The following is a 13,989-nucleotide window of genomic DNA, read 5'->3' as shown; positions in this document are numbered from 1 at the left end:
TCCGTGCAGAAGCTGCGGAACGCCCAGAGCCAGCCCACGAGGTCGGGCGCCCAGCGAGGCTTGATATAGAGAGGGCTGAGCGGGTCTCCCATCGAGCGAAGGGCCTGCCGAACCCGTCCCGGACGGTTGATCGGGGGATGCCCGGGAGAGATCAGTCCCGCATTGCCGTACGAGGCGCCCTCTCCGATCTCGTCCCGTTCCAGCAACGTCACCGAGACTCCGCGGCGGGCGAGGAAGTAGGCGCAGCAGACGCCGATCACGCCGCCTCCCACCACCAGGACGCTCCGCTCGGTGTCTCCCGGACCCGGACTCGCTGACTCGCTCATGGGGCGGCAAACTACTCGGGTGTTCGGGCGCGCTCCAGTTCGTATATTCGGATCAGCGGCTGCCCGGCCGCCGAGCCATCGCTGAACGCCTTCCGGGGAGGACACGAATGGACTACACCTGGGAAGAGCTCCACAAGACGCCCGTCAAGAAGCTTCGCGAGATCGCCGAAGAGCTGGGTGAGCACGATGAGCTGCACGGCTACTCGACCATGCACAAGGAAGAGCTGGTCCCGGCGCTCTGCCACGTTCTCGGCATCGAGGACCACGCGCACCACGAGGTCGTCGGGATCAACAAAGCGGCGATCAAGAAGCGCATCCGGGCGCTCAAGAAGGAGCGCGACGCAGCCCTGGCCGCCGGCGATTCCGTCGAGCTCAAGCGGGTGAGGCGCAAGATCCACCGTCTGAAGAGGAAGATCCACAAGGCCACGGTCTGACCCATACCCCACCCCGCAAGGGGAGATACGCGAGATACGCACATGTTCGAGGCGACGACGTACATCGAGCGCCGGAGGGGCCTCCGCGAGCGCATGGAGTCCGGTGTCATCCTGCTGCTCGGCAACGACCCGGCACCGATGAACTACCCCGACAATCCCTATCACTTCCGACAGGACAGCTCGTTCCTCTACTACTTCGGCCTCGACCAGCCCGGTCTCGCGGGAGTGATCGATGTCGATTCCGGAGAGGAGATCGTGTTCGGGCACCAGCCGACGGTCGACGAGATCGTCTGGACCGGGCCTCTGCCGACGCTCCTCGAGGAGTGCTCGCACGTCGGCGTAACCAGCGCCGAGGAGCCCGACCGACTGGGAGACTGGCTGCGGACGCAGCGGGACGCCGGCCGCACGATTCACTTCCTGCCCCAGTATCGCGCGTGGAACCGGATCAAGCTGGCCCGGCTGCTGGGGATCCCGGGGCTCGAGACCGATGACCACGCCTCGCGAAGGCTGATCGAGAGCGTCATCGATCAGCGGCTGTACAAGTCGGAAGACGAGGTCGCGGAGATCGAGATCGCCATCGACATCAGCTACGACATGCACACCCTGGCGATGCACATGGTGCAGCCGGGGATGGTCGAGCGGGAGGTGGCGGGGGCCGTCGAGGGCGTGGTGCTGTCGCGCGGAGGGCTGACCTCGTTCCCGATCATCTTCTCGGTGCGCGGCGAGGTGCTCCACAACCATGGCTACTCGAACGTGATGAAGGCCGGGCAGCTGGCGGTTCACGACTCCGGGGCCACCTCGCCCATGGGGTACGCTTCCGACATCACGCGCACGATACCGGTCAGCGGCCGCTTCGACACGCGGCAGAGGGAGATTTACGACCTCGTGCTTCGGGCGCTTCAGACGGCCACGGCGGCCATGAAGCCGGGGATTCCGTTCCGTGACGTGCACTTCATCGCGTGTCGCGAGCTCGCGTCCGGCCTTCGGGACCTGGGGATCATGAAGGGCGACGTGGACGAAGCCGTGGCGGCCGGGGCGCACGCGATCTGCATGCCGCACGGGCTCGGCCACATGATGGGGCTCGACGTGCACGACATGGAGGGCCTCGATGAGACGCTCGTCGGCTACGGCAAGGACTTCGAGCGCAGCAAGCAGTTCGGGACGGCGTACCTGAGGGCTGCCCGCACCCTCGAGCCGGGGTTCGTGCTCACGGTGGAGCCCGGGTGCTACTTCATCCCGGAGCTGATCGACCTGTGGCGGGCCGAGGGCACGCACGCCGACTTCCTCGACTTCGACCGGCTGGAGTCCTACAAGGGCATCGGGGGCGTGCGGATCGAGGACGACGTGCTGGTGACCGACTCCGGCCACCGGGTGCTCGGCCGACCGATCCCGAAGACGGCGGACGAGGTCGAAGCGGAGATGGGGGCCGCCGATTGAGGCTGCCTCGGGACGTCCCCGAGATCGATCCGTTCGATCTCGCCCATCGCCTCGAGGACGGAGAGCCGATCCAGGTGCTGGACGTGCGGGCGCCGGAGAGCCTGGCCTCCGGCCGGGTCGATCCGGTGGCCCCGGAACGCTTCTACAACGTCCGGGGCTCCGAGGTGGTGCGCATGCGGGACCCGGCCGCATCCATCGGCCTCGATGCGGATGAGCCGGTCGCGGTCGTGTGCGCGCGAGGCAACGACAGCCGGGTGATCGCCGCGGCCCTCGGGAGGCGGGGACTCCGGGCCTGGTCGCTCCGCGGCGGCGTGACCGCCTGGATGCGCCTCGGCATCCCGCGCGAGCTGCCTCCGCCTCCCGGCTTCGACCACCTCATCCAGTTCGACCGCATCGGAAAGGGCAGCCTCGGGTACCTCCTGGTCGCCGGCGGTGAAGCGCTGGCGATCGACCCGCCCCGGGACTGGGAGCCCTGGTCCGAGGCGGCGACGGAAGCCGGGGCCCGCATCACGGCCGTGGCCGACACCCACGTGCATGCCGACTACATCAGCGGCGCGCCCGCGATGTCCCGGGAGCTGGACGTACCGTACTTCCTGCACCCGGCCGACAACGTGTGGCCGTACGACGGGACGCCGGGGCGTCTGGGCATCGAACCTCTCGCGGACGGGGCCGAGCTGAGGATCGGGGGCGCACCGGTGACGGCGTGGCACACGCCGGGGCACACCGAGGGGAGCTCGAGCCTGGTGGCGGGCGACCCGCGAGTCGGAGGGGTCGCCTTCACCGGAGACTTCCTGTTCGTGGGCTCGATCGGGCGGCCCGATCTGACGGGACGGATGGAGGCGTGGGTCGGCGACCTGTGGCGCAGCCTCGAGCGGGTGCGGAGCGAATGGAGCGGGGACCTGCGATTGCTTCCGGCGCACTACGCGAGCGACGACGAGAGGAATCGCGACCGCGCGGTGGATCGCACGCTCGCGGCCGCGGCTTCCGGGAACCGCTCCCTCCAGATCGGGACGGAGAAGGCGTTCCGCGCCTGGGTCGAGTCCCGTGTCTCCGAGCCCCCGGAGGCCTACCGGTACATCAAGGCGATCAACGTCGGGCTCGCACGCGTCTCGGAAACCGAGGCGGACATGCTGGAAGCGGGCCGCAACGAGTGCGCGGTCGGCTAGCGTAGAGACTCGGGCTCCGCAGGGTGCAATCGATGCACGGTTCGTGTGGTCCCTGCGCCACGCGTCGACGCACCGGCCACTGGTACCCGCATGAAAGACAAGAGGTTACGTGCTGGTACGGCGGTTGCAGCACCGGGATTCGACGCTTCAGCGCGACGGCTGCCGTGGCACTCGCCGCAACGGACGCCACGTCGCATGAACGGATGACCCCGATCCGCAGAGGGAGCAGTTCCGGCATGGCATACAAGCGAAACCCGACGGGCCCGGACGAGATGCTGGAGAACGCCGCCGAGATCGAACGCGCCACCCACCACCTGGCGCTGTTCATCGACCGGCCGGATGACGAGGTGCGCGAACACCCGGGTCCCGCCCTCATGGCCGCGCTTTCCCTGTTTCCGGAGAAGGGGCCCCTGCGAAGGACGAAGGACCAGGCGGTCCTCTATGCCATGCGGGTGCTCGCCCGGGAGCTGCCCGACACCCATCCGCGGAAGAACCACATCATGATGCGGCTGAGCGCTGCGTCCAGGCAGGCATCGGCGGAACACTGGCCGCCGGAGACGTGGAACGACTCGAAGACCTGAACCGCTTCGTCTCGCCGGCTCCGCTTCTCCTCAGCCGAACCGGCTGAGAAGGTAGACGACGGCGAAACCGGTCAGCACGACCAGCCCGATCCAGGACAGTCCCACCAGGCCCCTCCCGGGGCGCAGTTCCGCGGGCACGGATTCCGAGGTGACGGCGCGCAGGTTGAGGTAACCCAGGATCGGGGCGGTGAGGAACGAGACGATCGTCGCGAAGTCGATCATTCCGGTCAGAGAGCCCGGAAAGGCGGACAGAAACAGCACGGTGAGCCCGGCCAGAATCGCCATCGACCCCCAGTACGCCCTCCCCGTTCCCGCGTAGGCGGATACCCCCTCGGGCTCGACGAACGCGACCCGGAGCCCCCGGTCGATCGCCCTCGGAAACCCGTCGATCACGGTCAGGGTGGTGGAGAACATCGTCGTGAGGACGGCCGTCAGCACGATCGGCCGCGTCCAGCTTCCGAGGGTCGTCGTGTACAGGTCGATCACCTGGGCGGAGAACTCGGTCCCGCGGGGGCTGAAGCTCTCGCCCGAGCCGTACATCAGCACCGCCCCGAGGGCCAGGAACGCGAGCGCGAGGACCCCGGTCGCCACGTAACCGATCCGGAAGTCGAGGAGGACGGCCTCGGGGCTGGACCGCCGACCGCTGGCCCTGTCCTTGGCCAGCGTCCACAGGGAGCTCCACACGGAGATGTCGATCGCCGAAGGCATCCAGCCCATGAGGGCGAGCACGAAGGCGAGAGGGACGGCCCCCGAGAGCGCATCTCGCGGCCACAGGCTGAGCGACGAGAGGTCCGCTCCCGGCAGGGCGATGGCCGCCGCTCCGAGGGTCGAAAGGGCCAGGAACGCCATGACGAGCTTGATCGCCCGGTCGAGGAACGGAAAGCGGCCGGCGAGCAGGAGCCCGCCGCAGACCAGGCACAGGAGTCCGGCCACCGAGGCGATGGGCCACGAGAGGCCGAAGACGAGCTTCACGAGAAACGCCGTGAACAGCACGATGGCCAGCTGGACGATCAGGGCGGTGCTGAAGGTGATCGAGAGGTACAGCCACAGGGCCCAGCGGCCGATGCGCCGGTAACCCTCCAGGAGGCTCAGGCCGGTCGCCGCGGCGTACCGCGGCCCGAACTCGAAGAAGGGATACTTGAGCACCAGCGCCAGGAGCACGATGCCGGCCAGGCCGAAGCCGGCCATCGCCCCCGCCCGGGTGGACTGGACGAGGTGCGACACGCCGATCGCGGCCGCGGCCCACATGAGGCCGGGGCCGAAGGCGTCGCGAAAGCGGGTGCGAGGGGCTCCGGTCGGCATGCGCCAAGCTAATCGGAGGCCCGCTCGCCGCCTACTCGACCCGCATCGCGTCCATCGGTTCGATTGCCGTGGCGCGGCGGGCCGGGATCCAGCAGGCGGTGGCCGCCACCAATCCGAAGAGAGCCGGCACGGACAGGAGGACCAGCGGGTCCACCGGTTCGATGCCGTACAGCATGCCCGACATCAGGCGGGCCAGGGCAAGAGCGCCGAGCGTCCCGAGAACGAGTCCGGCGGAGGCCGGAGCGAGTCCCTGGCGTACGATGTGGCCCACGATCGTCTTCCGGTCCGCCCCGAGTGCTTTTCGGAGGCCGATCTCGTGCGTGCGCCGCGATACGTTGTAGGCGATGACGCCGTACACGCCGATCGCCGCCAGGCAGAGCGCCACTGCGGCGAAGATGGCCAGGACCACCAGATTGAATCGGGGGGACACGAGTCCTTCTCGGAACAGACCGTCCATCGTCCGGAAACGGGACAGGCTGATGTCGGGAGCCACGGCGCCGACCCGCTCGCGCACGACCCGCTCGAGCGCGTCGGACCCTCCGCTCGTGCGGAGCACGAAGTAGCTGGCGAACCGGGTCTGCTGGGCGATGGGCCAGTAGATCTCCGGCTCCACCGCGGCGTCGGGGCGGAAGGGCCGCACGTCGGCCACCACGCCCACCACTTCGACGGGCCCGCGGCCCTCCAGCTCGATGCGGGCGCCCACGGCTCGGCCATCCGGGAGATACCGTTCGGCGAGCGTCCGGTTCACGATCGCCACGGGTGGTCCCGTGCCGTCATCGCTTGCCGTGAGGTAGCGTCCTTCGAGCAGGGGAATCCCGACCGTTCGAAAGTAGCCGGGACCGATGTCGTACCACCGGGCCACCGGGAGACCGCCGGGCTCGTCCGTGGATCCGTCCGATACACGGAACGGGATGGTCTCCCGGCCCCCGAACATGGGTCCGGCCGAGGCCGTTCCTACGGAGCGAACGGAGGGCAGGGACTCCAGCTCTTCGGCGATCCGCTCGAACGACGTCACCACCTCCTGGCCCGTCTCGTACCTTCCGTCCGACCCGAGGGCCCAGAAGGTGAGGATGCGGTCCCGGTCGAAGCCCGGGTCCCACGCGGACACTTCGAGGAAGGCCCTGCCCAGCAGGCCGGCCCCGACGAGCAACACGATGCCGAGCGCAACCTCGGCGGTGACGAGAGCCGACCTCGCCCCGAGCTTCATCCTCCCGCCCCGCTCCGGCGCCGCGCGGAGAGAGTCCACGAGATCGGGGCGTGAGGCACGGAGGGCGGGCACCAGCCCGAACAGTAGTGTCGCCGCGGCCGTGACCAGGCCGGTGAACCCTACGGCCGCGGCATCGATCGAGACCGTGTCGACACGGGGGATGCCCGCCGGCGCCAGGGCCACGAAGGCCCGTACCGCCCAGACGGCGAGCAGGAGTCCGGCCGCCGCCCCGGTCCCGGCGAGCAGCAGCCCTTCGGCGAGGAGCATCCGGGCCAGGCGCGCCCCGCCGGCTCCGAGCGAGCGGCGCACCGCGAACTCGCGCTCGCGTCGGGCGGATCGTGCCATGAGGAGATTCGCCACGTTGGCGCACCCGATGAGGAGCACGAACCCCACGGCGCCCATGAACACCCGGAGCGGCTCGCGGGACGCGCCGACCACCGTGTCGTGCAACGGAGAGCCCCGGATGCCCCACCCCGCGTTGGTGTCCGGGTATTCTTCGCCGAGCCCGGCGGCCACGGTACGCAGGTCGGACAGCCCCTCCTCCAGGCTCACCTCCGGTCGGAGTCGGCCGATCGCTCGAAAGCCCCTCCAGTTGCGTACCTGGGGATCCAACGGGTCGAACGGGATCGGCCGCCACAGCTCGACCCCCTCGAGTTCGGGAACCTCCATATCGGCCGGCAGCACTCCGATCACCGTGGCGCGCTGGTCATCGATCGTGATGTCCCGGCCCACGATCTCAGGGTCGCCTCCGTAGCGGTTCCGCCACGTGGAATGCGACAGGAGGACCACGGGGGCGGCCGACGGACCGAGATCGGACTCCACGAAACCGCGTCCGAGGACGGGAGAGGTACCCAGAACGCGAAACAACTCCACATCGGCAAGCCCGCCGCGAACGCTCTCCGCTCCCTCCGGCCCACGCAGGATGAAGGACCAGCCACGACCGGCGCCGATCGACTCGAAGGTGCGGCTCCGCGCGTCGAAGTCCCGCACGTTCACGAAGGAGTTGGTGCAGAAGCCCGCCACCGATTCGTGCTCCTCGCACAGCGTCACCAGCCGGTCGGGCTCCGGGTAGGGAAGCGGGCGCAGGACGACCCCGTTGAGAACGCTGAAGATCGCCGTGTTGGCCCCGATCCCGAGCGCCAGGGTGAGGACCACCGCGAGGGTGAACCCGGGCGTCTTTCGCAGGGAGCGGGCGGCGAACCGGAGGTCCGACACGAAGTCCTCGAGCGGGCGCACACCGCGCTCGTCCCGCACCTCTTCCTTGACCCGCTCCACGCCCCCGAATCGGCGGAGCGCTTCCCGACGGGCGGAGGCCGGGTCCATGCCCGCCCGCAGGTTGGCCTCCACCTCGAGCTCCAGGTGGAGTCGGATCTCCTCCTCCAGGTCCGCCTCGAGATCCGCTCGCCCGAACAGGGCCCGGATTCGCTCTCTGGCCTCGCTCCACCCGCCCATGCGTCCCCCGTTCAGCCCGTGGCCAGGATGCGGTCGACCGCGCCCGATACGGCGCGCCACCGCTCGGCTTCCTCCCCGAGACGTCGGCGACCCGCGGCCGTCAGCTCGTAGTATCGCGCCCGCCGGTTGTTCTCGGTGCGGCGCCACTCGGCCCGGAGCCACCCCTTCCGCACCAGCCGCTGCAGCGCCGGGTAGAGCGAGCCCTGGTTCACCTGGAAGACATCCTCCGACACCTGCTGGATGTGGTGGGCCATCTGCCAGCCGTGCATCGGCTGGATGGCGAGGCTGCGCAGCACCAGGAGGTCCAGCGTTCCCTGGAGCAGGTCACGGTTCTTGCGGCCCATGAAGATTCCTTCCCAAACGGTCCGTGCCTTTCCGCCGCCGATCGCTCTGCTTCTCTAGACAATCTAGACAAGCGAAACGTTGCAACGCGGGGCGTCGTTTCCGTCCTGCATGTCCGCTGCCGGGAACGGGTCACGCATGATGGACAGGAGGAGGTCACGGTTCCTGCCAGGAGAGCACACCGATGAAGAGGAAGAGCGCCGGACCCGACACGCTGACTTCGAGGGAGATCCGGAGCGCCGTCGAGCGAAAGGCACGGGCGCTCGCTGCGTCTCCCGAGTCCGGGCGCGGCACCGCCAGGACCCGCGTGGTGGTTCGCGATGGGACGAGGTGCGAGATCACCGAGGGCCCATGGAGACTGGTCGCGGAGCTGGCCCCGCCGGCCGAAGGGCGCTCTTCGGAGGGGCCGCTGCCGGGCACCCTGGGCCGGGCGGCGCTCGGCGCGTGCATGGCGACGGCCTACGTGACGTGGGCCTCCCGGATGGGCGTCCCGATCCACGGTCTCACGGTCGAGGTGGAGGCGGACTACGATCAGCGCGGAGAGCTCGGACTCGACGGTGTGTCGCCGGCGTACCGCGAGGTCCGCTGCGTGGTGACCGTGGAGACCGATGCGCCGGAAAGGGATGTGTGCGAGGTGCTCCGCCTGGCCGACGAGCACTGCGTCCACCTGCAGGTCTTCAGCCAGCCCGTGCGCGTCGTCCGGGAGACCTGGTTCGCGCTGCCGGCCCCGGCAGACCGGTGGGACGTCCCGTTCCACGGTTGAGACACATTGACACCCTGCAACCGTCGCGTAATTACGCACTTACGCCTCGCCCAGCGCCGGGAATCCGCATAAGTACCTAGGTACCCGCGTAATACTACGGATCACACCGGTTTTGGCCCGGAATGGCACCCTTCCTGCACTCGGAGCCTCCTGACGATGTGCGGTCCGGCGATGCACCCCGCTCGGCGGACCGATGCAAACTGGGGAGAGCAACCTTCTTTAGGGGGCAGTTCAATGAAACTCAGACACGGGTTGGGGATCTTCGCCATCCTGTCGCTCGCGCTGGTCGGCTGCGACGGAGACCAGGGACCCGCCGGGCCTCCGGGACCCGAAGGTCCCCAGGGGCCGGAAGGGCCTCCGGGCACCAGCTTCAGCGAGTTCGCCTACCAGGGGAATTTCGGTGAGGCATGTCAGCACTGCCACTCGGGCACGGTCGGCGATGTGCTGACGACGAACCACACGAACGCGTTCCTCGATTTGGGCGACATGCAGGACAACCTGTACTGCGTCCAGTGCCACACGACCGGGTTCAACTGCGAGGTCGATCACGACACGGGCGAGATCATCGAGGGCACCTGCGAGGAGCCGTCGGACGGCTACAGCGGCTACGTCGATGACGACACCGAGCTGGGCGCCGAGCGCCGCGCGGCCCTAGAGGGCGTGCAGTGCGAGGCCTGCCACGGAGCGATGGGCCCGAACTTCAACGCCCACATCCCCGTGGTCTCGTTCGCCACGCAAGACGACCCCGACACCGGCGAGTCGCTGTCGCTGTGCTACCAGTGCCACTACTTCCAGGTGGACGAGTGGAAGACGTCCGGGCACGCGAACGCGGCGGGCGGTGACATCACCGTCTTCCAGGAAGAGCACTACGCGACGAGCACGAGCTGCCAGGCTTGCCACACATCTGAGGGCTACGCCCGAAACAACGACCCGGCCCTGCTGACGTACGACTTCGAGAGCTACAACTTCATCGGCTGTCCGACCTGCCACGACCCGCATGTGGGCGAGATGGGGAGCGGCAACGAGGCGCAGCTCAGGAACGTCGACCCCGTGGTTCTGGCGTACACCTTCCCCTGGGAGCCCGAGGACGAAGAGGCTCCGACGATGGAAGGGTACGGCCCGGGCCAGACCTGCGCGCAGTGCCACCACGCGCGTCGGGACACCGATAACGTCCAGGGCCAGATCGAGAACGGGTACGGTCACTTCGGCCCGCACTCCAGCCCGCAGGCCGACATGTTCATCGGCGCCGGCTCGTACGAGATCCCCGGCTACGAGTACGACAGCGGCAGCGGTCACAAGGCTCTGGTCGAGGATGGCTGCGTGACGTGCCACATGGTGTTCGCCGAGTCGTTCGGCGGCCACATCGTGCACAACTTCAACCCGATCGACGAAGCCACGGGTACGCTGCCCGCGTGTGAGGGATGCCACGGGACCGTCGATGTAGCGCAGCTGGAGGCCTTCCAGCAGCCGACCGTCGACAAGCTGAACCAGGTGGCAGTCCTGATGGGCTACGCCGATTGGGATACGCTGCTGTTGACGCTGGACGAGGACAACCTGACCTGGACCGTGTGCCAGCGTGAGGCCGTGTACGGAGCGGAGTTCGTTTCCGCCTCCGGTGACCTCGGGATCCACAACCCCGACTACGCTGCCTCGCTGCTCGACAACGCGATCGACTATCTCACGAACACGTGCCCCACTCCGTGAGCTGACCTGAACCCGGGGCCCTCGATGTCGAGGGCCCCGGCCACAGTACCGTACCACCGGTGGGTCCCCACCCGGGCTGAAGGCGAGGCCCGGAGGCGCGAGTTGCGTCTCCGGGCCTTGCCCTTTCCGGTAGCTTGGCGCGATGGTCGATCGCAGCCCGGTCCGCGTAGTCGGCCGGGATCACCCCGCGGTCCGCACAGCAGGAGCTTCGATGGCCCAGGCAGGAGCGCGACTCGAGTCGGGGAGGCCGTCCCGCGCGGCGATCGTCTTCGCCTTTGCGGCGATCTACCTGGTGTGGGGTTCGACCTATCTCGCCATCCGGTTCGCCGTGGAGACCCTACCGCCCTTTCTGATGCTGTTCGCACGCTTCTTCACGGCTGGGGTGATCATGTACACGTTCCTGCGCCTGCGGGGGGAGCCGCGCCCGGGGGGTCGTGAGTGGGCAGGGGCCGCCGTGGTCGGCGGGCTGCTGCTGCTCGGTGGGACCGGTGCGGTGGGGTGGGCCGAGCAGTGGATTCCCTCCGGTCTGGCGGCGCTGATCGTGGCCATCGTGCCCGTGTGGATGGTTCTGCTCGACTGGCTCGGCCCGGAGCGGCGGCGTCCGACGGGAGCGGTCATCATGGGTCTGGTGCTCGGTCTGGTGGGCGTGGCTGTGCTCGTCGGGCCTGTCGACCTTGCCGGGGGCGACCGCATGCAGTTCATCGGTTCGGCCGTGGTCGTGTTCGGCACGCTCTGCTGGGCCACTGGCTCGGTCTACGGGTCGCGGCTCCCGCACCCCTCATCGTCCTGGATGTCGGCCGCCCTTCAGATGACGGCCGGCGGCATCCTGCTTCTCCTGTTCGGCACCGCCATGGGCGAGTGGTCCCGGGTGGACCCGGGCCTCGTGTCGGCCCGATCGATCGGGGCGCTGCTGTATCTGATCGTGTTCGGCTCGCTGATCGCCTTCGGAGCGTACGTCTTCCTGCTGCGTCACGAGCCGGCGGCCCGGGTGGGGAGCTACGCGTACGTGAACCCGGTGGTGGCCGTGTTTCTCGGGTGGGCGCTCGCCTCCGAGCCCGTGACGGCGCGCACGATCCTGGCCGCCGCGATCATCCTCACGGGGGTGGTGCTGATCGTGACGTACAGGGCGCGGACGTCCACCCCGGGGGAGCCGGAGCCACCTCCCGGCGCGGAGGTTGAGGAGCCTGGACTCGACTCGCCGGTCACGCCCTGTCCCACCTGCTGAACGGGCGACCTGGCATGGGCGGTCAATCGAGCGTCAGCAGCAGTCCCAGCGTGATCGGCACGGTGGCGAGACTCATGGTGGCGAGCCAGTCGGTCTCCTGCCGCTCGGCCAGGCGCATGTCGGTGAGCTCGATGGACGCACGGGCCCACGAGGCACCGGACGTGGGCCGATAGTAGCCGACCACGCTGTCGCCGCGGATCACGGGCCCCTTCATGAAGAACTGCGTCCCATCCTGAAGCGTGATCCGGTACTCGGGACCGTCCGCGTCGGCTCCGCCGATCTCCCGCCCGAGGTCGTCGTGATAGGTGGTCGAGGGCGCGGCGGCGTCCGACGACTCCGCCGTCTGGATCGGGAGGTTGGCGGGGACGTACTTCTGGCAGGCGGCGGCCCCGAGCAGCAGCGCCAGGACGGCGATCGTCACCCGGGGCCGTCGACGCTTCGACCTCACTCTATCACGAACTCCTGCACGAGACCGCGCGTCGCTCCCGGCTCCGCGATGAACGCGTAGCGGCCCGGCTCCAGGTCGACGGTGAAGTAGGCGGTGGTCCCGGGTGGACCTTCCTGCACACCGCCCACGAAGGTGGCCGGCGCGGGCTCCCGCAGGCCGTCCACGTTCATCCAGTCCATCCATTCCGCCAGGGCGTCCAGCTCCGTGTTCGGGTTCAGCCGAACCACGTGCACGTCGTTTCCGAGTCCGACCTGGGGCTGTTCGTCGAAGTGCACGGCGACCGTCTGCTCACCCTCGCGGGGCGCGCCCTCGACGTCCATCCCGTCGTTGAACAGGGTGATCTCGAAGTCGGCTTTGGGAGGGACCGCGCCGGAATCCTCTTCCGTGACGGTGACCTGTATCGCCATGCCGAGCGCAACGTGAAACACGCCTTCGGCCGTCTTCACGTAACACTCCATGACGTAGTCGCCCGGGGTCAGGTGAACCGTCGCGTCCTCCGTGATGCCCGGCCCGATCAGGCCGGGTCCGCCCATTACCACGGCGGAGGCATACCACTCGGGAATTCGCTCGGCCAGGATCGCCCCGGCGCCGGCCTTGTCCACGGTTCCGGCGACCAGACCCTCCCATGCCTCCCCGAACGCGGGGCCGATGTCCCTGCCGTAGTCCTCGATCGTCCGGCCTTCCGGCAGGAGGGTCAGGAACACGAAGTGATGCTCCATGCCCTCGTTCTTCAGCCTCAGGGTGACCCAGCCCGAGGGAAGCTCCGTCGGGCCGACGAAGGCGTAGTCACGCGCGATGTATTCGGCCACGAACGGCTGACTGGCCTGAGTCTCGGCCGCGGCGGACCCCTCTTCCGACGTCTGATCGGAATCGGCGGGAGCACAAGCGAACATCGCCCCGACGGAAACGACCAGGGCGAGCATGGGAATACGGCGGTTGTACAACGGGTACTGCATGAAGCCTCCTGCAAATGAATGAATCCGGCAACGTGCCGACATGAAAACCGGGCAGGCGCGCGAAGTCAATGGGACCGAACTTTGATGGGAGCGCGACGTGGCCCTTACATTGGGGCGCTTTCAGATACCCTGAACCCGATCGCGGAATCGTGCCATGGCCAAGACGAACTCGTTCGACGTGAGCACCGGCGTCGACCTTCAGGAAGTGGACAACGCGGTGAACCAGGCGCGCAAGGAGATCGCGCAGCGCTACGACTTCAAGGGCACGAAGTGTACGCTGGAGTTCGACCGAAGCGTCCCCGCCGTGAACCTCGAGGCGGATGACGCCTACCGGCTGCAGGCTCTCGCCCAGGTGCTGCGCGAGAAGATGTCCCGGCGGAAGGTGCCGCTCCGGAACCTGGACGAGGGCAAGGTGGAGGAGGGATCGCTGGGGCGGGCGCGCCAGACGATCGGGCTGAAGCAGGGGATCGACCAGGAAACGGGGAAGAAGATCTCGAAGGACGTGCGCGGCGGCGGTTTCAAGAAGGTGCAGGTGCAGATCCAGGGCGACGAGCTGCGCGTGATCGCCCCCTCGCGCGATACCCTGCAGGAGGTGATCACCTTTCTGCAAGGCCAGGACTACGGGGTGGAGCTCACCTTCGGCAAC

At 68.5% G+C, this 13,989-nt stretch carries 14 protein-coding genes; 8 read left to right on the top strand and 6 right to left on the bottom strand.

Annotation, left to right across the window (positions count from 1 at the left end):
* On the bottom strand, positions 1 to 326 hold a 326-nt coding region (locus AC36XV_RS10975; protein WP_492203726.1), incomplete at its 3' end, for an FAD-dependent oxidoreductase.
* Positions 327 to 433: 107 nt separating this feature from the next.
* Here AC36XV_RS10975 and AC36XV_RS10970 point away from each other — a divergent pair.
* The 4 genes from AC36XV_RS10970 to AC36XV_RS10955 all read left to right on the top strand — a co-directional run bounded on the left by AC36XV_RS10970 (position 434) and on the right by AC36XV_RS10955 (position 3,944).
* Positions 434 to 760, top strand: coding sequence for a hypothetical protein (locus tag AC36XV_RS10970; protein ID WP_492203725.1), 327 nt, complete (start codon positions 434 to 436; stop codon positions 758 to 760).
* A 42-nt stretch (positions 761 to 802) separates the two neighbouring features.
* Entirely contained in the window at positions 803 to 2,197 is a 1,395-nt protein-coding gene (locus AC36XV_RS10965; protein WP_492203724.1) for an aminopeptidase P family protein, read from the top strand.
* Positions 2,194 to 3,363, top strand: a complete 1,170-nt coding sequence (locus AC36XV_RS10960) for an MBL fold metallo-hydrolase (protein ID WP_492203723.1) — start codon at positions 2,194 to 2,196, stop codon at positions 3,361 to 3,363. The genes AC36XV_RS10965 and AC36XV_RS10960 overlap by 4 nt, the downstream gene beginning before the upstream one ends.
* 236 nt (positions 3,364 to 3,599) lie before the next feature.
* Positions 3,600 to 3,944: a hypothetical protein gene (locus AC36XV_RS10955; protein ID WP_492203722.1), complete on the top strand. Its 345-nt coding sequence runs from the start codon at positions 3,600 to 3,602 to the stop codon at positions 3,942 to 3,944.
* Positions 3,945 to 3,974: 30 nt separating this feature from the next.
* Here AC36XV_RS10955 and AC36XV_RS10950 read toward each other — a convergent pair whose 3' ends face one another.
* From AC36XV_RS10950 to AC36XV_RS10940, 3 genes are read right to left on the bottom strand one after another with little or no spacing between them, the layout of a single operon-like run.
* Positions 3,975 to 5,246: an NRAMP family divalent metal transporter gene (locus AC36XV_RS10950; protein WP_492203721.1), complete on the bottom strand. Its 1,272-nt coding sequence runs from the start codon at positions 5,244 to 5,246 to the stop codon at positions 3,975 to 3,977.
* 31 nt (positions 5,247 to 5,277) lie between these two features.
* A complete protein-coding gene (locus AC36XV_RS10945) occupies positions 5,278 to 7,905 on the bottom strand; it encodes an ABC transporter permease (protein ID WP_492203720.1) in 2,628 nt (875 codons plus the stop codon).
* A gap of 11 nt (positions 7,906 to 7,916) precedes the next feature.
* Complete coding sequence (locus tag AC36XV_RS10940; protein ID WP_492203719.1) at positions 7,917 to 8,249, bottom strand: PadR family transcriptional regulator; 333 nt, start codon at positions 8,247 to 8,249, stop codon at positions 7,917 to 7,919.
* A 182-nt stretch (positions 8,250 to 8,431) separates the two neighbouring features.
* Here AC36XV_RS10940 and AC36XV_RS10935 point away from each other — a divergent pair, with 182 nt between their 5' ends.
* From AC36XV_RS10935 to AC36XV_RS10925, 3 genes are all read left to right on the top strand, one after another.
* Positions 8,432 to 9,010, top strand: a complete 579-nt coding sequence (locus AC36XV_RS10935) for an OsmC family protein (RefSeq protein WP_492203718.1) — start codon at positions 8,432 to 8,434, stop codon at positions 9,008 to 9,010.
* Positions 9,011 to 9,244: 234 nt separating this feature from the next.
* Positions 9,245 to 10,714: a multiheme c-type cytochrome gene (locus AC36XV_RS10930; RefSeq protein WP_492203717.1), complete on the top strand. Its 1,470-nt coding sequence runs from the start codon at positions 9,245 to 9,247 to the stop codon at positions 10,712 to 10,714.
* A gap of 211 nt (positions 10,715 to 10,925) precedes the next feature.
* Complete coding sequence (locus tag AC36XV_RS10925) at positions 10,926 to 11,939, top strand: EamA family transporter (RefSeq protein ID WP_492203716.1); 1,014 nt, start codon at positions 10,926 to 10,928, stop codon at positions 11,937 to 11,939.
* A gap of 22 nt (positions 11,940 to 11,961) precedes the next feature.
* Here AC36XV_RS10925 and AC36XV_RS10920 read toward each other — a convergent pair whose 3' ends face one another.
* On the bottom strand, positions 11,962 to 12,387 hold the full coding sequence (locus AC36XV_RS10920) for a hypothetical protein (protein WP_492203715.1): 426 nt from the start codon (positions 12,385 to 12,387) through the stop codon (positions 11,962 to 11,964).
* Positions 12,384 to 13,343: a hypothetical protein gene (locus AC36XV_RS10915; RefSeq protein WP_492203714.1), complete on the bottom strand. Its 960-nt coding sequence runs from the start codon at positions 13,341 to 13,343 to the stop codon at positions 12,384 to 12,386. Before AC36XV_RS10915 ends, AC36XV_RS10920 begins: the two co-directional genes overlap by 4 nt.
* 154 nt (positions 13,344 to 13,497) lie before the next feature.
* Here AC36XV_RS10915 and AC36XV_RS10910 point away from each other — a divergent pair.
* Positions 13,498 to 13,989: YajQ family cyclic di-GMP-binding protein (locus AC36XV_RS10910; RefSeq protein ID WP_492203713.1), on the top strand; the 492-nt coding region annotated here is incomplete at its 3' end.

The organism is Candidatus Benthicola sp. (genome assembly GCF_058719085.1).
The sequence above is the reverse complement of the archived record's forward strand: the minus strand, read 5'-3'. Positions and strand labels throughout refer to the sequence as shown.